This is a genomic window from Pseudorhodoplanes sp. (assembly GCF_046289595.1).
Lineage (GTDB): Bacteria > Pseudomonadota > Alphaproteobacteria > Rhizobiales > Xanthobacteraceae > Pseudorhodoplanes.
In genome coordinates this window covers 1-18,070 of sequence record NZ_JBKBVB010000092.1, presented here as the reverse complement: position 1 = coordinate 18,070, position 18,070 = coordinate 1, and the positions used below count along the sequence as shown (strand labels likewise).

Below are 18,070 nucleotides of genomic sequence, written 5' to 3'. Positions count from 1 at the left end.
GGTCTTCGCGCCCGGCGTCACCTTTCGCTCCGGCAGTTTGGGGCGCTCGATCATGCCGAAGCCCGATACGCAGAAATTCACGATTTCGACTTTCTGCACGCCCCTGTAGTCGTAGCCGAAGATACGCCGATGCGCGGCATGGAACGCATCGATCAGCGTTCCGACGAATGTCCGGTCGATCGCGCCACCTGGCGCAGGCACGCGTACCTCCATCGACTGACCGACGTAGCGGATGTCGGCCTCGCGCTGCAGGCGGATGCGGTCGCGGCCGATCCCGTCCTGCTCGAGACGCGCGGTCGCGTCGCGCTCCAGCCCCTCGTACAATTCCGCGATGACGCCGAGATCGATCTTTTCCTCCGGCATGACGCGGGTCACCATCTGATCGTTGCGCCAGTCGACCGCAAGCAAACCGAAGGCGGCAAGATTGCCGGGGCTCGGCGGGACGATGCATGCCTTCATCCCGATCAGCTGTGCAACGGCAGCCGATTGCACCGGCCCTGCGCCGCCGAACGACAGAAGCGCAAATTCACGCGGATCGATCCCGCGTTGAATGGTCATCTGCCGGATACGATTGGCCTGATTCCAATTCGCGATCTCGATGATGCCGGCGGCCATTTCCTCCACCGACATTCGAGCGCCGAGCCGCTGCGCAAGATCCGCCATGCCCGCGCGTGCCCGCGCCACATCGAGCACAATGCCACCGCCGATCAGCGCAGCCGGCAGCCGGCCGAGAACGAGGTTGGCGTCGGTGATGGTCGGCTGGTCGCCGCCATTCGGATAGCACATCGGTCCAGGATCGGCGCCCGCGCTTTTGGGACCGACCTTGAGATGCCCCTCCCGCGAAATCCAGGCAATCGAACCGCCGCCGGTGCCGATGGTCTCGATGTCGATCATCGGGATGCGCACCGGGAACGGACCGACCGAGCCGGCATTGGTCAGATGCGCGGTGCCGTTCTCGATCAGGCTGAGATCGGTCGAGGTGCCGCCTGCGTCCAGCGTCACCACATTGTCGAAGCCGGCAAGCTTGGCGATGACCGCGCTGCCCAGCACGCCCGCCGCAGGGCCGGACAACGCCGTGGTGATCGGCTTGCCGACCACCTGCTCGGCGCTCATGACACCGCCATTGGATTGCATCACGAGAAACGGCTTGCGGCCGAGTTCCTCGCCAAGCGCAACTTTCACCCGCTTGAGATAGCGTTCCATATGCGGCTTGACGAACGCATCGACCAGCGTCGTGACCGTGCGCTCGTATTCCCGGTATTCCGGGAGCACCTGCGAGGAGATCGATACCGTGCAATCGGGATATTCCTCGCGCAGGATTTCCAGCGCCCGCTTCTCGTGGGTGTCGTTCGCATAGGCATGGATGAGGCAGATCGCGACCGCACGGATCTGCCGCTTGCGGAAAAAGCGCGCGGCCTCGCGCACGCTGTCCTCGTCGAGGGGGCGCAATTCCTCGCCTTTGAACGTAAGGCGGCCGCCGACCTCACGGACCAGGTCGAGCGGCACCGGCCGCTTCGGCTTCACCCAGAAATACGAATTGCCATAGCCGTCGGGCACCGCCTGCCGCGCGATCTCCAGCACATGGCGGAACCCTTCGGTGACGATAAGACCGAGCGAGTCGATCGCGCCCTGCAGCAGCGCGTTGGTGGCGACGGTGGTGCCGTGCGCAAGCCCGATCAGATCGCCGGTTGTGGCGCCCACTTGGCCCAGCATCTTGTCGACGCCGTTAACCAGTCCGAGCGCCGGATTCGACGGCGTCGACGGCACCTTCGTGACGGAGACCTCGCCCGAAACCGTGTCGACACACACAATGTCGGTAAACGTGCCGCCGGTATCGATCCCAACGCGCAAATGTGGAGACGCTGAAGCCATCGCCGCCTTCCCTCAATCCTTCGAAGGTCCGGCCCGGATCGCCCAGACGGGCAGCTCCGCGAGCGCCGTGACCTGCATTCATCGGCAGCCTCGTGCGCGGCGGTCGCACTGTCCAACAGCAATTTGCGATAGCGATATCGGCAAATCCGATGGCAATATGGAGGTACATCGCCGAACTCGCGGAAAAACATGGGTTTCCCCTTTCTGAGTGCGGCAGTAATCGCGAGGGCAGCATGGAATTTCGGCAAATCCGATATGCACTGGCGGTCGCCAAGGAGCGCAGCTTCACCAAGGCCGCAGCGCGGCTCAACATTTCCCAATCGGCGGTATCCGAACAGGTGAAGCTCCTGGAGGGCAGCATCGGCTTTTCACTGTTTCGGCGCACCGGACGCGGGATCGAACCGACCGAACGCGGCCGCATGTTTCTTTACGAGGCCGAACGGGTGGTCGGCGACTTGATGAACCTCAGTGACGTCGCACGCCGGCTCAGCGGTGTCGGAGTCGAGACGCTGGTGATGGGGATGGGATCGGGTCTCGCATCGGTTCTGATGCCGCGGATCGTTCCCGAAGGCGGATTTCCCGCCAATCTGCATCTGGAAATCAAGACCGCGCCGACGCGCGTGATCTTCGACGATCTGCACGACGAGCGTCTTGATCTTGGGATTGCGGCAATGGTCAGCGTCGACCGGGTACCCTCGGGCCTGAACAGCGTCCCGCTATTCGATCTCGACATGATCCTGATCATGCCGCCGTCTCACGCTCTTGCGGCCAAAAAAGGCACAGTCGATGTCGGGCTGCTCGGACATGAACCGATCATCATGAACGAGCTTTCGATCGGCTACGGCCAGATCGTCGGACAGATGTTCAACGATCTGGGCATCCGGCCGCGCATCCGGGCGGTCGCCGACAATGTGGACACCATCAAGGTCATGGTGCAGGCCGGCATGGGGGTCGCGATCATCCCGTCCGGCGCCGCCGATCTCGAAGTGCATGCCGGCCTGCTCGCGGTGCGTCCGCTGCTGCCCGAACGATCAATTACGGTCTCTGCCTATATGTCACGTCAGGCCCTGCCGCGGCGCAAGGAGGCGCTGGTCGAGAGACTGCTCGAATCAGCCCGGCATGCCCGGCGCTGATCGCCTGTGCAGCTTTGCCATGCGGCGCCGATTGCCGGATTTACGCAACAGCAGCCGCAGCTCATAGGATTTGCACCTCTCTTCCCGCGCGCTGCTGCTTCGAAGATCAGGTCAGATTTTTGCTCCCTGTGTCGCCGATGAGCGAGACCGCAAATGACCTCGTCGCCGCGCACCGGTCCGGCGCTGCCTTCATCACACTGCGCAAGGAGACCGAGGCGCTCCACCCGGGCACGTGTCGCGATCGCGAAATCGGCGAGATAAGCGTTGTGCGCACCGGCATAGATTGCGCCATGGAAGGCTTCGTCGATCTCGTGATGACGCTGCGGATCGCCGACCTGGATGGGCTCGCGCAATTGCTCGTGCAGCCCTTCGAGCTCGCGGCGTTCGACGGCGCTCATGCGTTCCGCTGCAAGCCCGGCGCAGAGCGCCTCGATTTCGCCCGTCGCCTCGAACATGCCGGCCAGGCAATCCGTGCTCGGCCGTGCCACCACCGCAGCGCGACGCGCACGGGTCTCGACCAGCCCGCTCGCCGCAAGCTGCCGGATCGCCTCGCGCACCGGCGTGCGCGACACCCTGAAGCGTGTGGCGAGCTCAGTTTCGTCGAGTGCGGTTCCGGGCGCCGGCACGCCGTGCACGATCTCGTCGGCCACCTGAAGCCGCAATTCCTCCGCGAGGGTACGGCGGCTATTGTCGGAAACGCGAAAGTCCCGGGACTGCAGATTCATCGCATCAGCCTTGCTTTGGCGACTCCTTTGGCGGCTCCATCAGGCTGACATGGGCGGCAACAACGCGCCAGCCTTCCGGAAAGCGAACCCAGGTCTGCATCTGACGGCCGACCCGGCCCGGCGCGGAGGGGCGCTGATAGAGCGTTGATGCCACCGCGAAATCACGGCCATAGGTCGTGATCACCGTTTTGGATAACGTGCGGCCGAGCGCAACGGGCGACCGCGCCGAACGAAACGCCTTGATTTCCTCGTAACCGTAGAGATTTTCGGTCGCTCCGTAACGGATGGTCTGCGGAGCGTCGCGGAACAGAGAATCGAGCACCTCCACCTTGTTGTTGACGAGCGCATCCTCGTAGGTCTCGAACGCGGCCGTCACCTCGGCGACGACCTCCGGCAGATTTATTTCCAAGGTCATTCCCAGCTTCCTCCGCTGCGTCATCCCGGGACGGCCGGCAAGACCGGAACCGCAATCCGTGCCCACGGCATAGTCAACGCTTCCGGATTCGTCCGTTCCGCGGACGCCGCCAAATGACGGATCGTTTCTAGTTCATCGGCGGCCGCGGTGCCACCGCCGCTCCCATTTCTTCCAGCTGCTACGCCACACGCAGCGCGATGTCCTCGCGCCATGGCGCCGCGGTGACCTGCACCCCGATCGGCAGCGGTTTCGCGAGCTCGGGGCTAAGCTTGTCGCGGTCATAGGAGGACTACCGTCCGGCAAGGTCTTGGCGCCATGCGACATCAGGCGGTCGTAGCAATTTGGAGAAAATCGCGGAAGCTGCGACGGCGAATGTCGCGGCAATGGCGTTGGAAAAAGGCGATGGGCATCCGGCCTTTGCCTGTTTCGCAAGCCCCGATCCGCCGCTCGACCGTGCGTCCTCACAACGCCCAGGCCGCGCTCACGCGCGGACGGCTACATGGTGCGCTTTTGCGGCTCCCACATGCGCTCGAGATTATCGATCAGATCCTGATCGTACAGGCACAGGCTCTGCTGCCAGCTATAGACCGCCATATAGTGCCGGAACGCGGACAACGGCTCCTGGCCGACACGCAACGCCTTGCGATTGGCGATCGTGCTGACGAAGCCGCCGCGGATCATCTGCGCGGTATTTTTTTCTATCGCTTCGTCCATGCGATCGGCCGGCACGATCTCGTCGCAGATCCTGCCGCCCTCGGGCGACTGCGCCGCAAATTGCCGTTCGAAAAAGATGCCGTGCCGCGCCAGCTGAATGCCGACGAGGCGCGGGAACCGCAGATTGGCGAAGCCCGGCACGAAACCTTCCTTGCTCGCCGGCAGATTGAAATAGGCGCCGGGCTCCGCGATCACCCGGTCCATCACGCACAGGATCTGGCAGCCGCCGCCGATAGCGAACTGATCGACCGCGGCGAGCCAGGGCTTTTCGACATAGTCCTCCAGAAGCTCGTGATAGGACTGCGAGCGCCAAAGCCCGCGATACATCTTGTTTAAAAGGCCAAGCTCGCGTTCCAGCAGAAACTCGACGAGAGAAATCCGCCCATAATAAAGATGGGTGAGATTGATGCCGGAATTGAAAACGCGCTTGCCGGCATATTTCGGGTGCTCGACAACACCGCCGCGCAGCACGCCGACCCTGATCTGATCGTCGAGCAACACGAGGTCTACCGCGGCCTCCAAAGCCGCGACTGCAACGTCGTCCTCCGCATTCAGGAATTTCTTGTTGGTGAGCGTCACCTCGCCGATAAATCCCTTTCGCGCGACCGTTGCTGCACCGAGATCGCAAAAGCCGGTGCGCCGGAACTCGGCAAGCCTTTCCTCGGCGAGGCGCTTGGGCCGCAGCATCGCATGGATCATGTGCAGCCCGCATTGCGGGTCGGCCATCACATGGGCCATGAACAGGCCCTGATCGATCTCGCGGCCCTCTTTCGCGGATTGCCGCTGCAGCGCGCGCTCCTGGTCGATCTGCCGCCGTGTCGGCAACAGCCCCGGGAACTTTTCCGCGGCTTCATACACCAGTTCGCTGACGCGCAAATAGCGGGACAGGTTTGCGGTCAGAACCGCATACATCTCTGTTGCGTGCCGCGCAAAGAAGCTCTGGCGCGTTGCGCGTGCGTCCTGCAACAGGCCGCGCACCGCGTTGCGCGCCTCCGCATCCCGGCTTTCCGCCGCGCCATAAGCCTCGATCCGCTGCTCGAGCCCGGCAAAATAGGACACCGCGGCTTTGACGTCGTCTTCGAACGCTGCGTTGAAAATCGGAACCTGAGCGGGTTCGCTGCGTGGCAACGTGGCTGGCATATTTCGCTCCCTTTCGCGACGGCCAACAAAGTGGACTGTCGCGCGCTTCGTCTCTTTGAGACATTCTACGCCCGGCAAATGCGGACGGCCACAGGAGACAGTGATTACCGGCCTGCCGCCACATGGCGCTTGAGCTAAATCAATCAAAGGCCTTCGCTGCGCCGGCCTTCAGCCTCCGTCCATCCGCGTCGAAACATCACCCCGTTCGCGACGTTCCGGATTACCGCAAGGTCAGGCAAATAAAAATGCCCGGCGGGGCTTCCGCCGGGCGCTTCTTCCACTCTGCTTCTTAAGGGGTCGTGGTTTTGACGCTTTCGTCCCTATTCGGCCGGTGTCGCGCGCGCACCGGTCGGGGCGGCGTCACGGTTGCGCATCTCTTCATCGAGCCACAGACTGTGATGCTCGCGCGCCCAGTTAACGTCGACCTCGCCCGTTCCCATCGCCTCGAACGCGCCTTCCATGCCGATCGAGCCGATATAGATATGCGCCAGCATGGCGGCAATGAACAACATCGAGACCACACTATGCACGACCTGCGCGGTCTGCATGCCCGATACCGTTATGTCGCCATAGAACGGGAACATCAGAATGTAGCCGGTGATCGCAACCGCCGCGCCGCCGATCACGACGATCCAGTAGATCATCTTCTGGCCAGCATTGAAGCGATAGGCCGGCGGGTGATCGTCGCCGACAATGCCCCCGCCGCGCTTGATCCATTCGACATCGACACGGTTCGGAATATTGCCGGTAATCCACATCAGGAAGATCAGCACCACGCCGATGGTGAAGGGGAAGCTCACGAAGTTATGGGCGTATTTGGCGAATTCCGACCATGTCGTGAACGCCTCAGCCGACATCAGCGGCATCAGCAGCGGACGGCCGAACGTGATGTTCAACCCGGTAATCGCAAGGATGATGAAGCAGGTCGCCGTCATCCAGTGCACGAAACGTTCGAACGCATTGAAGCGCGTGATTGTCCGGCCGGAACGGCCGCTGCTGATCCGGATCATGCCGCGTATCAGATAGAAGGCCACGAGCAGGATCAGCATGCCGACGATCGCGATGCCGCCGATCCAGCGCAGCGTCACTTCGTGGAACTGACGCCAGTTCTGACCGGCAGGCTGGATCAGCACTCCGGCATTCGCATTCGGAATCGTGACGCGGCCCTGAACCTTCTGCAGTTCCTGGAGCAATTGCTGTTCCCGAACGGCGCTGGCGGTCGGGTTCACCGAACCGTCGGGATTGCGCTGCTGCGCGGCGGCCGGGTTTGCGATCACCACGATGAACAGCAACGCCAGAGCCCCGGTGACGATGCGCAATGTGTTTGAAAGCGTGGACATCCCCATCTCCTCATTCTTTGTATCTTTGGGAAAAAAGGCCGGCAGGACATGTCCCGCCGGCCTTTCACGCCGTTATGAAGCGATCGTCTCTTTGTAGGCGGTCTGCCATCCCCAGGCGCCGGAGCCGTACCCGCGGCGGGTGACGCGCTCCTTGTAGATCTGGGCGATGATCTCGCCATCGCCGGCAAGCAGCGACTTGGTCGAGCACATTTCCGCGCAGAGCGGCAGCTTGCCCTCGGCCAGACGGTTGGAGCCGTATTTCTGATATTCGGCGACCGTGTAGTCGTTATCCGGACCGCCGGCGCAGAAAGTGCATTTGTCCATCTTGCCGCGCGAACCGAAGTTGCCGACCCGCGGATATTGCGGCGCGCCAAACGGGCACGCATAGAAGCAATAACCGCAGCCGATGCACAGATCCTTGGAGTGCAGGACCACGGCGTCGGCAGTGGTGTAGAAGCAGTTCACCGGGCACACCGCAGCGCATGGCGCGTCGGTGCAATGCATGCAGGCCATGGACACCGAGCGCTCGCCCGGCTTGCCGTCGTTGATGGTGACGACGCGCCGGCGATTGATGCCCCACGGCACCTCGTGTTCGTTCTTGCAGGCGGTGACGCAAGCGTTGCATTCGATGCAACGGTCGGCGTCGCAAAGAAATTTCATACGAGCCATGGTTGCGTCTCCTTATGCCGCACGGACCTGACAGAGGGTGGCTTTGGGCTCTTGCATGCCCGTCGCCGGATCGAACCCGTAGGTCGTGATCGCGTTCACGCTTTCGCCGAGCACAATCGGGTCGGTGCCCTGCGGATAGTTTTTGCGTTGATCCTCGTTCTGGAACCAGCCGGCGAAATGGAACGGACACCATGTCGTTCCTCTGCCGACGCGCTCGGTGACCAACGCCTTCATCCGGCAGACCTTACCGCTGGCCATTTCCGGACCGGAGACCAGCACCCAGCTGCCGTCCCTGATACCGCGCTCGGCTGCGTCTGCAGGATTGATTTCGATGAACATGTCCTGCTGCAATTCGGCGAGCCACTTGTTGGACCTCGTCTCCTCGCCGCCACCTTCGTATTCGACCAGACGGCCGGAGGTGAGGATCAGCGGGAATTGCTTGGCAATGCCCTTGTCTACCGCGGCCTTCTGAACGTCGAAGCCGATATTTGGCATGCGGAACTGCCGGGCATTCGGGTAGGTCGGGTACTTCTCGACCAGGTCCGGCCGGGGCGTATAGATCGGCTCGCGGTGCACCGGAATGGGATCCGGCAGCCCGAACGCATTGGCCCGGGCCTTGGCATTACCGTACGGCACGCAACCGTGCAGGATGGCTACGCGGATGATACCGCCGGACAGATCCACCGCCCAGCCGACTCCGTCCGGATTGGCGCCGCCGATCTTCTCAATCGTGGCCCGTTCGGCCGCGGTCAGGTCGGAATCCCAGCCGAGCTTCTTGAGCACGCCATAGGTGAACTCGGGATAGCCGTCCCGGATTTCCGAGCCGAGCGAATAGGAGCCATTTGCCAGCAGGCTGACCTTGCGGGTGGTGCCGTCCGGCAACTTTTCCTCGCGCTCTACGCCGAACCGCGCGCGGAACGTACCGCCGCCGTCCTTCACATGAAGGTGCGTGTTATAGAGCGTGTGCGTGCCCGGATGCTTGAGCTCGGGCGTGCCCCAGCACGGCCAGGGCAGGCCGTAATAGTCTCCAGCGGCGGGACCGCTGCTGGCGCGCAGCGAAACCAGGTCGAAATCCTTCTGGTTCGCCATATGCATTTTCAACCGCTCGGGCGATTGGCCGGAGTAACCGGTCGAGAATCCGCCGCGGTTGATTTCACGCAGGATATCCTCCGGAACCGGCTCGTTGCCGTTGATCTTGATGTTCTTGAACATCAGGTCGGCAAAACCGAGCTTCTTGGCGAGGAGATACATCACCTCGTAATCGTTCTTCGACTCGAAGATCGGCTTGACGATCTGCTCGCCCCATTGGATCGAGCGGTTGGACGCTGTGCGCGAGCCCGAGCATTCGAACTGCGTGCAGATCGGCAGGAGATAGGTGCCGTTCTTTCGGTTCGACAACGCCGCCCAGGTGGTCGGATGCGGATCGGCGACCACCAGAAGCTCGAGCTTCTCGAGACCCTCGGCTGCCTTCGGCATTCGCGTCACGGTGTTACCGCCGTGCCCGAACACCATCATTGCCTTGATGTTGTCCTTCTGGGACACATCCTTCTGCGGCAGCATCGCTGCATCGAACCAGCGGGTCGACGGAATACCGGGAGTATTCATCGTCTTGACCGGCTTGCCGTCCGCGCCGGTGACTGTGTCGAACCGGTCGACGAACCACTGATAATCGACCTCCCAAACCCGCGCCCAGTGTCGCCAGGCGCCCTCGACGAGCCCGTAATAGAGCGGAAGGGTGACGATATCGACGCCGAGGTCGGTTGCGCCCTGGACGTTGCAGTGGCCGCGGAAGATGTTGGCTCCGGTGCCGAACTGCCCGACGTTACCGGTGGCCAGCAGCAGGTTGCAGAAGGCGCGGACATTGGCGGTCGAAACCGTGTGTTGAGTGGCACCCATGCACCAGATGAACGTCGAAGGGCGTTCCTTGGCAAATTTCTCCGCAACACGCTTCAACTGAGCACCGGGGACACCGGACACGCGCTCGACTTCCTCGGGCGTCCACTTCTCGACCTCCTTGCGCACGTCGTCCATGCCGTAGACGCGCTGGTCGATGAAGACTTTGTCCTCCCAGCCATTCTGGAAGATGTGCCACATCATGCCCCAGATCACCGGAATGTCGGTGCCGGAACGGAAGCGCACATATTCGGTGGCATGCGCCGCGGTCCGCGTCATGCGCGGATCCATCACGATCATGTTGGCGCGGTTCATCTCCTTGCCTTCGATGATGTGCTGCATCGAGACCGGATGCGCCTCCGCAGCATTCGAGCCCATAAAGATGATGGTCTTCGAATTGCGGATGTCATTGTAGCTGTTGGTCTGCGCGCCATAGCCCCAGGTGTTGGCCACGCCGGTCACCGTGGTGGAGTGGCAGATGCGCGCCTGATGGTCGACGTTGTTGGTGCCCCAGAAGGCGGCGAACTTGCGATAGAGATACGCGCCTTCATTGGAGAACTTGGCCGAACCCAAGAAATAGACCGAATCGGCGCCCGACTTGCCTCGGATTTCGGCGAGTTTGTCGCCGATCTCGTTGATGGCGGTGTCCCAGGAAATCTTGGTCCACTGGCCGTTCACCATCTTCATCGGGTATTTCAGCCGGCGGTCGCCATGCACCAGCTCGCGCACCGCAGCGCCCTTGGCGCAATGTGACCCGCGGTTGATCGGAGAATCCCACCCGGGCTCCTGACCGACCCAGACGCCGTTCTGCACTTCGGCCACAACCGTGCAGCCGACCGAGCAATGCGTGCAGATATTCTTACGGATGGTGATCGGAGCCCCGCCCGGCTGGCCGGCTGCCGCCGCAGCGGCGTCGGCTTTGCGCATCCCCGTAAGGGGGATGGCGCCGACGGCGGCAAGGCCGCCCGCGACCAGACCGGAGCGACGCAGGAAGGTACGGCGGTCGATCGCGCCGGCGGCATGATTGGAAAGCTGGGCGGCGAGATGGCCGCGGCGCTTTTCGCGTTCTGTCCTCTTGATCAGCACGGCGTTGCCTCCCTCACTTCTTGGCCGGATAGCGGTTGACCCGATAGAAGGTCTGCACCTCAGGCGAATCCGCCTTGTATCGCGCCTTCCGCTTCTCTTGGTTGCTTTCGGTGTCGGCGTGAGCGGGCGTTGCAAGCGGCGCCGCGGCTGTCACTGCGACACCGGCTCCCGCGCCGAGTGCGCGCAAAAAGTCACGGCGTCCGACCGACGTCTTGCGTTCCTGTCTCATGGCCGTCTCCTCCTTTATCCCTGTCGCCGGACTTTGCGCGCCATCACGACGGCAACGCGAAAGCCTCGGATTCGATTTCCATGAATACGCGACCAAGCGTCCCTACCTTGCGGTAGAAGTCCGCCTCCTCCGCGCGCTCCAGATCGGCAAAGAACCGTCCGATCCAGGGCGCGAGATGATTCTCGAAAATGCGCCTGTCACTGCCTGCCGGTGCGGGAAACGTCCCGTCCGCGATCCCGGCCATGATCTCGCAGAGCAAGGCTGCGTGGTCTTCCGGCTCGGCATTGCCTTCGTTGCGTTCGATGCCCAGCGCCTGCAGGTCGTCGCGCAGGCGAGCCAGCGGCCGCTCGTGCAGGAAGCCGGTCAGGTAATAGGATCCGTAGGGCATCAGCTCGCCGCGGCCGACGCCGATGAAGAGGTTGAAGAATTCCCGCTCGACCTTCTCAACCCGCGCAGCCTCGGCCGCTTCGGCGAGCGCGACATGGGCGACGCCCAATGCCGACGCATCGCCGCGCAAGGCCGAAAGCCGTTTCAGAAATGCCGCATCGGGGGCGCGTACGAGCAAGGCTGCAAGCAGCCGGTATTCCTGCGCGCGCGCCAGATCGATGTCGTCGATCTCGGAGCGTCGCGGCGATTCGCTGTAGAGGTCCGGACGCAACACAGCCCGGCTCACATTCGTTGCCTGTTCCACGGCGATGACCCGCTCCGCCGGAACGCGATCCCAATTCGAGACGGACGGCTGCGAAATACCGATGCGCCGCGCAAGCTCGCTCACGCCGCCTGCCGCACGGATCGCTTGGTCAAGTCCTGGGTCGCGCATTTTGTCGTTATCGTTGTCGATCGTTGCTGAAAAAACTTGCAGCACGCCTTCTTCAGAGGCTTTCAAAAGAATACGGCCTCAGATTGGAATGGGTCAATAGTACTAAGCTATAGATCGGCGGTTTGATGCGTTTAGCGACCGATTCATTGAGGCAGCGCGCGTCCGTGAAGGCGGCGTGTGGACGCTGAAACCGGTTCCGGACGTACCGCATTTGTTTGCAATGCAACATTTTGAGTTCCAGCTTCGGGCTTGGTCTCACGGTCCTGCATATCGGTCGCAGCCTCGATGGCATCGCCGGATGCAGCATCAATCGCATCCGGAGAACTGGAATCCGCTCCGAGCGCCTTGCCGTCCTCAGATTCGCGGTCGGTCTGCGCTTCCTGCTCTACAAGCTTCGCTGTCTCGCTCCGCCCCCGCGGCTCTTGCGGCGCAAAAACTTGCGCGAGCAATCGCTTGGCATCTGCGGGATCGAGCACGCCAAATCCCGGCATGCCATCACTGGCGGTGAAGTCCCATGAATTTTCGGATAGGCCGATGAAGTCCCGGATTGCCGGATCGGCGCTCCAGGCGCGGCGAAGTGCCGCGCGGGATAAAGATGCCGGCACACCGGGCTGCAGAAACATCCGGATGTCCGTGTCCGGGCCAATCGAGTCGAGTGACGGCAGCTTCGACAAATCGAAGGGTTCAGTGGTGGCGGCCTCGCCGGTTTCGGATCGCGCCGGCGCATCCTGCGCGTGCGCCTTCGGCCTTTCGACTTCTTCCTTCGCAGGCGTTGCAGGCAGAGTGTCGTCGCGCAGCGACGGCTCTTCGACCTTGGCCTCGCGCTTGCGCCGCGACCACCGCTTCAGGAAATCCTCGCGCTCAGTCATTGCGGCGGTCCAACATTCCGCGCCGGCCGAGGGCCTCGGGATTGGCGCGGTCGCGCTTGCGCTTGAAGAAGGGCTGTTCGACATGGTGTTCGGCGACGAAGCGCTCCAGAACCTCGCGCACCGCGTCCGGCATCGGCACGGTGTCGACCACGTTCACACCGGCCTCGAACTGCGCTTCGCCCTCGGTCGGATCCGCCGTCACCTTGAACAGCGCGTAAGGAGGATTGGAATCGGCCGGCGTCAACACCACCCACAGCTTGCCATCGCCCATGAGATTGTCGCGGTAATTGCCGGTGTCGGACCGGTAGAGCTCGATCGTTGCACGCCCCGCATAGAATGAGGCGCGATTGTCGTCGCCGGAAATCTGCGTCCAGGGCGCGGTCTCGGGTTCGCCGACCAGCACCGCGCTCGGCTGCCAGAGATAGTCGACCCACTGGCTCTGCGCCTTGATGCGATCCACGATCACGCCGACAGGGATGGTCAACAGCGCAGCCATTACGACATCGTTTCCAGATGACGGACCGGAAGTCCGGCGATGAGATTTTGCGGCTTCATCCGCAAGATCTTGTCCGGCGACATGGCGAGAATGAGATAGACCGGCTCGCGGCCGACGCGCTCGAGCACCAAAGCGGGGTCGCGGAAGGTCAGGCGGAACAGGCCGATCACGCGACCGCGCGCCGCGTCGTCGAGTTCCTCGCCGTTCCAGAGCGCATCCCCGATCTTGGTCGCGTCCGCATCGAGACCGACATACCAGACGAATTTTACGTCGCGCATCTCGACCAGCGGCTCGATATCGACGTCGACATGCAGGAGGTGCCGCACCCAGCGGCTCAGCGCCTGCGCCAGCGCCTCGAGGCCCCGGCGTCCCGCCGTAAGCTCGATCGCTGTATGAAACTGATCGCTATGCTCGAAATAATGATCGGCATTGTCGTCGTTGATGACGTCGATCTCGGCCTGGGCTGGAATGCCCAGCATCGAAACGAGTGGCGAGGCCGGCGCATCGCCGATGCCGCCGATGGTCTCCTCGTCGGCGGCGATCAGCGAACCTTCATGCAGGGTTACGCGCTGCGGACGGAAGAACAATTCCGCCGCGCGCAGCACATACGGATCGTCGCAGCCGTCCAGCGCATTGCGCAGGATCACGTGTACGAGCTGATTGACGAAGATCGGCGGAATGTTGCGCACGCCGTTGCGCACCAGATCGAGATAGGCCGCTTCCAGCGTTTTGTGAGCGAGCAGACGATCGCGGAAGGCCAGCATGAAGCCCCAGTTCTCGCGCGCGTCCGGGTCCGATATTGCGGCAATCTCGGCAGGCGGGACGGCACGGCGCGGCTCCGCCATCAGCGACGCATAGAGCGCCCGTTCCGCGGCGCAGGCGTCCGCAGGCGGAACCAATTCAGGCCGCGCCAGATAGATTTTCAGGAAATCGTCGGTCAGCACCAGACCGCCGGCCTCGTCGCGGTCCAGGAGATGATGTCCACAGGCGAGCCAGAAATCTCTCACTTGCGCTCTCCCTGCGCGAGGGTGACAAGATCGACCTGCTCGGCCGGCGCCTCATCGTCGCCTTCGACATCCATAAACGAGAAGGCCCGGAAACTCTTGCTGCCGGCGCGCTTTTTCAGCGTGCGGAACGCTTCGCGGATATCGCCGTTCTCCGAGGTGCGGTGCAGCGCAATAAGAGTGTCGGCGTCGTGGTCACAGAGCGACTCGGCGAATGTCACCTCCTCCTCCGCTGCCACGCGCGCCGCCTCGAGAGAGGGCGCGCCGAAATGCTGGACCAGCCTTTGCGCGAGTTGCGCGACGGCGTCCGCCCGGCCGGCCGCGTTGGTTTCCACGATTTGAACCAGCGTCGACCAGCCAAGCGACGACACGCCGAGAAAGCCGGCGCGGAACGCGGTCCGCGTCTTCCCCTGGAGCGCCGACGGATCGATCGCGGCAAACACAAACGTCCCCGGAACCGCCCATTCGCCGGGCTCGGCGGCGCGCTCGAACACGAATGTATCGGAAGGGTCAAGCCGGATCGTCTTGAGCAATTTCACAGACGCGGCCCTCCGGTCCTCGGATCCAGCCAGGACGGCACCGCCAGGGCAGGGACCAGTTTTCGGCGTTCGGTCTCGACCTTGCCTGCACGTCGCACCAGAAGATCGCCATTGTCGTCGAGGTCGCGGCGAATACCCTTCTCCTTTTCGGGTGCGAGGCGCTGCAGATAGGCTTTCGACACCGCACCGAAACCCTTTTCCTGCCAGGCATCGAGCATGACCATGAGATGGCGGGCGAAGGATTCCATCATCCGCTCGGCGCTGAACTCGCCGAAACCCTCATCCGTCAGCGCCGCGCTCAGCGGATACAGTCCTGCCTCGGTTTCGCCCATGGTGACCAGCCGGATCATGGCGCCGAACACCATCCAGGCCGGCGGCGCGTCTTCGTCCGCATCGTCCGGCCAGGCCAGTCGGCCGCCCCCGACCAGACCGAGATTGACGCTGACCGCATCCGGCCAGCCGATATGAATCTCGGTCTCCGGCGGCGCATGCGCAACCAGCGTCTCCGCCAGTGCCGCCATGCAGGCATGGAAGCTGCGGCGCGCGATACGCAGCGGCTCGTCCGGTTCCAGCACCACAGCAAATTCCGCAAGGTCGAACCGGCCGACAAATACCAGCGTTCCCGCGCCCTGCTCCGTCGCATTCTGCTTCGCATGTGCGAAGGCGTCGCCCACCTCGCGCAACGTCACGAGGCGGAACGGCGGCGGCAACCTGATGTCGGCGTCGGTCAGCATCGCATCCCGGTCGGGTTCCAAGGCCTTGCCACGGGCCTTACTTTTTGTTTGGAGCAATTATAGCTTAGCCTCGCCTGCATATAACATCGCAGTGCCCGCTGACGAGTCTGGCAGACGATCGCGGGCACTTGCGGGAACGGAGCAAGAATGGCGCAAGACAAGCGGCGGATCGTGGTGTGTTCGTGTGAAGACACGATGCCGCTCGATGTCGACACGATCGGAAAGGCCTGCCGGAGCGCGGACATGGTGTCCGGCCGCCAATTCTGCCGAAGCGAACTGGATCGGTTCCGCGCGCTGTTGCAGGAGAGCGGCGACCTGATTGTCGGCTGCACGCAGGAAAGCCCGGTTTTCGAGGAAGCCGCAGGTGAAACAGGCGAGCGCCCCCTCACCTTCGTCAATATCCGGGAGGCTGCCGGATGGTCGAACGAGGCGGCAAAGGCCGGTCCGAAAATGGCCGCCCTGCTCGCGGCTGCGGCCGAACCCTTGCCGGATATTCCGTTTGTCGGTCTGCAGAGCGACGGCGTCATTCTGATCTATGGCCGCGACGAAGCCGCGATCGAAGCGGCCGAGCACCTGAAAGATCATCTCGACGTGACGGTGCTGATCACGCGCCCGGATCGCCTCGCGCCGCAACGCAAGACCGAGTTCCCGGTGGTGCAAGGCACCATTCGCGCCGCCAAAGGCTGGCTTGGCGCATTCGAGCTCACTGTCGACGATTATGCGCAGCCGGCGCCCTCGTCGCGCGATACCCTGCGGTTCGGAACGCCGCGCAACGGGGCCGTGTCGAAATGCGACATCGTGCTGGACCTGTCCGGCGGCGCTTCATTGTTACCTGCCGGCGATCTGCGCGACGGCTATCTGCGTGCCGATCCGGGAGATCCGGCCGCAATATTGCGTGCGGTCATGAAGGCGCGTGACCTTACCGGCACCTTCGACAAGCCACGCTATATCAACTATCAGGCCGACATCTGCGCGCATGCGCGCTCGCGCATTGTCGGCTGCCGGCGCTGTCTCGACCTGTGCCCGACCGGCGCGATCGAGCCGGCCGGCGATCATGTCGCCATCTCGGCCGAGATTTGCGCCGGTTGCGGGCAATGCGCCGCGGCCTGCCCGACAGGCGCCGCGAGTTACGCGCTGCCGCCCGCCGATACATTGATGCGCAAACTCCGCACAATACTCACGGTCTATCGCGAGGCCGGCGGCCGCAACGCGGCGATCCTGTTTCATGACGAATCGCATGGCATCGAAATGATCGATGCGCTGGCGCGGTATGGCGATGGCCTGCCCGCCGACGTCATCCCCGTCGTTGTCAACGAGATCACTCAGATTGGCCTGGAAGCCATCGCCGCGGCGTTCGCCTATGGCGCGGGCGATGTGCGCTTTCTGTTGCGCGCGCGGCCACGCCACGACGTCACCGGCCTGAACCGCACCATCGCGCTTGCCGAACCGATCCTGTCGGGGCTCGGCTATGGCGCGGGACGGATCGCGGCCATCGAGACTGACGATCCCGACCAGCTTGGCGAAGCCCTGCGCGCGCTTGCGCCGGCTCCGGCGCGGCCGGCGCCTGCGAGCTTCCGTCCCGCCGGGGCAAAACGCGACGTGCAGCGCCTTGCCCTGCGTGAATTGCATCGCGTTGCGCCGCAGCCGGTCGAGGTGATCGCGCTGCCGCAAGGCGCTCCCTTCGGCGCGGTTGACGTCAAGGCCGAGGGCTGCACGCTCTGTCTCGCCTGCGTTTCGGCCTGCCCGACCGGGGCGATGTCGGCCGATCCCGATCGGCCGATGCTGAAATTCACCGAGGATGCCTGTGTGCAATGCGGACTCTGCGCCGCGACCTGCCCGGAAAAAGTGATTGCGCTAAAGCCTCAACTCGATTTCCGCGCCGCTACCGCCTCGCCACGGATCATGAAGCAGGAAGACCCGTTCGAGTGCATCCGTTGCGGCAAGCCGTTCGGCGTCAAGAGCACGATCGAGCGCGTCACCGCCAAGCTCGAAGGCAAGCACTGGATGTTCAAGGGGCAAGCGGACCGGCTGAATGTCCTGAAAATGTGTGAGGACTGCCGCGTCGTCGCGGTGACAGAACAGGCCTTCGATCCCTATGGCGGCGGAATTTCTGAGCGGCCGCGGCCGCGCACCACCGACGATTATCTGCGCGAGGAGGAAAAGGGCCGGGGTTGATCGGTCTACAGGTCCGCAAAGCCGGGCAAATGACCGAGCTATTTTCCAGTCGTCGCCTTCTTCAGAAACTCCATCAGCGCCTCGCGGTCCGCGGCCGATCCGATCGTCTGCTCCGGCATCTTGGTGCCCGGCGTGTAGGCGGCGGGGCCGACCTCGAACAGCTTCGATACCGTATCGGGCGTCCAGACGATGTCGAGCTTCTTCAGCGCATCCGAAA

General features: G+C 63.2%; 16 protein-coding genes and 1 pseudogene. 2 read left to right on the top strand and 15 right to left on the bottom strand.

Features of this window, described 5'->3' with window-relative positions:
• On the bottom strand, positions 1 to 1,872 hold a 1,872-nt coding region (locus ACK41X_RS17100), incomplete at its 3' end, for a hydantoinase/oxoprolinase family protein (RefSeq protein ID WP_409725795.1).
• A gap of 233 nt (positions 1,873 to 2,105) precedes the next feature.
• On the opposite strand from ACK41X_RS17100, the gene ACK41X_RS17095 reads away from it, so the two are divergent.
• On the top strand, positions 2,106 to 3,005 hold the full coding sequence (locus ACK41X_RS17095; protein WP_409725793.1) for a LysR family transcriptional regulator: 900 nt from the start codon (positions 2,106 to 2,108) through the stop codon (positions 3,003 to 3,005).
• A 122-nt stretch (positions 3,006 to 3,127) separates the two neighbouring features.
• Here the strand turns inward: ACK41X_RS17095 and ACK41X_RS17090 are convergent.
• The 13 genes and pseudogenes from ACK41X_RS17090 to ACK41X_RS17030 all read right to left on the bottom strand — a co-directional run.
• Positions 3,128 to 3,730, bottom strand: a pseudogene (locus tag ACK41X_RS17090) (GntR family transcriptional regulator); the annotation flags it as partial.
• Between the two features lie 4 nt (positions 3,731 to 3,734).
• Positions 3,735 to 4,139 carry an oxalurate catabolism protein HpxZ gene (hpxZ, locus tag ACK41X_RS17085; protein WP_409725800.1) on the bottom strand — a complete coding sequence of 135 codons (405 nt, stop codon included), beginning with the start codon at positions 4,137 to 4,139 and terminating at the stop codon, positions 3,735 to 3,737.
• Positions 4,140 to 4,640: 501 nt separating this feature from the next.
• Positions 4,641 to 5,999, bottom strand: a complete 1,359-nt coding sequence (locus ACK41X_RS17080; protein WP_409725791.1) for an enoyl-CoA hydratase/isomerase family protein — start codon at positions 5,997 to 5,999, stop codon at positions 4,641 to 4,643.
• A gap of 320 nt (positions 6,000 to 6,319) precedes the next feature.
• Entirely contained in the window at positions 6,320 to 7,339 is a 1,020-nt protein-coding gene (locus ACK41X_RS17075) for a formate dehydrogenase subunit gamma (protein WP_409725789.1), read from the bottom strand.
• A gap of 72 nt (positions 7,340 to 7,411) precedes the next feature.
• Complete coding sequence (gene fdh3B, locus ACK41X_RS17070; RefSeq protein WP_409725787.1) at positions 7,412 to 8,008, bottom strand: formate dehydrogenase FDH3 subunit beta; 597 nt, start codon at positions 8,006 to 8,008, stop codon at positions 7,412 to 7,414.
• 12 nt (positions 8,009 to 8,020) lie between these two features.
• Positions 8,021 to 10,987, bottom strand: a complete 2,967-nt coding sequence (locus tag ACK41X_RS17065; RefSeq protein WP_409725785.1) for a formate dehydrogenase subunit alpha — start codon at positions 10,985 to 10,987, stop codon at positions 8,021 to 8,023.
• Between the two features lie 13 nt (positions 10,988 to 11,000).
• Positions 11,001 to 11,216, bottom strand: a complete 216-nt coding sequence (locus tag ACK41X_RS17060; protein WP_409725783.1) for a twin-arginine translocation signal domain-containing protein — start codon at positions 11,214 to 11,216, stop codon at positions 11,001 to 11,003.
• A gap of 43 nt (positions 11,217 to 11,259) precedes the next feature.
• A complete protein-coding gene (locus ACK41X_RS17055; RefSeq protein WP_409725781.1) occupies positions 11,260 to 12,036 on the bottom strand; it encodes a Cro/CI family transcriptional regulator in 777 nt (258 codons plus the stop codon).
• A gap of 143 nt (positions 12,037 to 12,179) precedes the next feature.
• On the bottom strand, positions 12,180 to 12,905 hold the full coding sequence (locus ACK41X_RS17050) for a DUF3306 domain-containing protein (protein ID WP_409725779.1): 726 nt from the start codon (positions 12,903 to 12,905) through the stop codon (positions 12,180 to 12,182).
• Positions 12,898 to 13,401, bottom strand: coding sequence for a DUF3305 domain-containing protein (locus tag ACK41X_RS17045; RefSeq protein WP_409725777.1), 504 nt, complete (start codon positions 13,399 to 13,401; stop codon positions 12,898 to 12,900). The genes ACK41X_RS17050 and ACK41X_RS17045 overlap by 8 nt, the downstream gene beginning before the upstream one ends.
• Positions 13,401 to 14,408 carry a DUF6352 family protein gene (locus tag ACK41X_RS17040; RefSeq protein WP_409725775.1) on the bottom strand — a complete coding sequence of 336 codons (1,008 nt, stop codon included), beginning with the start codon at positions 14,406 to 14,408 and terminating at the stop codon, positions 13,401 to 13,403. Before ACK41X_RS17040 ends, ACK41X_RS17045 begins: the two co-directional genes overlap by 1 nt.
• Positions 14,405 to 14,944, bottom strand: a complete 540-nt coding sequence (locus ACK41X_RS17035) for a DUF6505 family protein (protein WP_409725773.1) — start codon at positions 14,942 to 14,944, stop codon at positions 14,405 to 14,407. Before ACK41X_RS17035 ends, ACK41X_RS17040 begins: the two co-directional genes overlap by 4 nt.
• Entirely contained in the window at positions 14,941 to 15,678 is a 738-nt protein-coding gene (locus ACK41X_RS17030) for a biotin/lipoate--protein ligase family protein (protein ID WP_409725771.1), read from the bottom strand. Before ACK41X_RS17030 ends, ACK41X_RS17035 begins: the two co-directional genes overlap by 4 nt.
• Positions 15,679 to 15,873: 195 nt before the next feature.
• On the opposite strand from ACK41X_RS17030, the gene ACK41X_RS17025 reads away from it, so the two are divergent.
• On the top strand, positions 15,874 to 17,853 hold the full coding sequence (locus ACK41X_RS17025) for a 4Fe-4S binding protein (RefSeq protein WP_409725799.1): 1,980 nt from the start codon (positions 15,874 to 15,876) through the stop codon (positions 17,851 to 17,853).
• 38 nt (positions 17,854 to 17,891) lie between these two features.
• Here the strand turns inward: ACK41X_RS17025 and ACK41X_RS17020 are convergent.
• Positions 17,892 to 18,070: c-type cytochrome (locus ACK41X_RS17020; protein WP_409725797.1), on the bottom strand; the 179-nt coding region annotated here is incomplete at its 5' end.

Excerpts from the sequence above, each read along its gene's own strand:
- ACK41X_RS17095 (WP_409725793.1), top strand. The coding sequence starts at position 2,106 with ATGGAATTTCGGCAAATCCGATATGCACTGGCGGTCGCCAAGGAGCGC.
- ACK41X_RS17080 (WP_409725791.1), bottom strand. The coding sequence starts at position 5,999 with ATGCCAGCCACGTTGCCACGCAGCGAACCCGCTCAGGTTCCGATTTTC.
- ACK41X_RS17075 (WP_409725789.1), bottom strand. The coding sequence starts at position 7,339 with ATGTCCACGCTTTCAAACACATTGCGCATCGTCACCGGGGCTCTGGCG.
- fdh3B (WP_409725787.1), bottom strand. The coding sequence starts at position 8,008 with ATGGCTCGTATGAAATTTCTTTGCGACGCCGACCGTTGCATCGAATGC.
- ACK41X_RS17060 (WP_409725783.1), bottom strand. The coding sequence starts at position 11,216 with ATGAGACAGGAACGCAAGACGTCGGTCGGACGCCGTGACTTTTTGCGC.
- ACK41X_RS17055 (WP_409725781.1), bottom strand. The coding sequence starts at position 12,036 with ATGCGCGACCCAGGACTTGACCAAGCGATCCGTGCGGCAGGCGGCGTG.
- ACK41X_RS17050 (WP_409725779.1), bottom strand. The coding sequence starts at position 12,905 with ATGACTGAGCGCGAGGATTTCCTGAAGCGGTGGTCGCGGCGCAAGCGC.
- ACK41X_RS17045 (WP_409725777.1), bottom strand. The coding sequence starts at position 13,401 with ATGGCTGCGCTGTTGACCATCCCTGTCGGCGTGATCGTGGATCGCATC.
- ACK41X_RS17030 (WP_409725771.1), bottom strand. The coding sequence starts at position 15,678 with ATGCTGACCGACGCCGACATCAGGTTGCCGCCGCCGTTCCGCCTCGTG.
- ACK41X_RS17025 (WP_409725799.1), top strand. The coding sequence starts at position 15,874 with ATGCCGCTCGATGTCGACACGATCGGAAAGGCCTGCCGGAGCGCGGAC.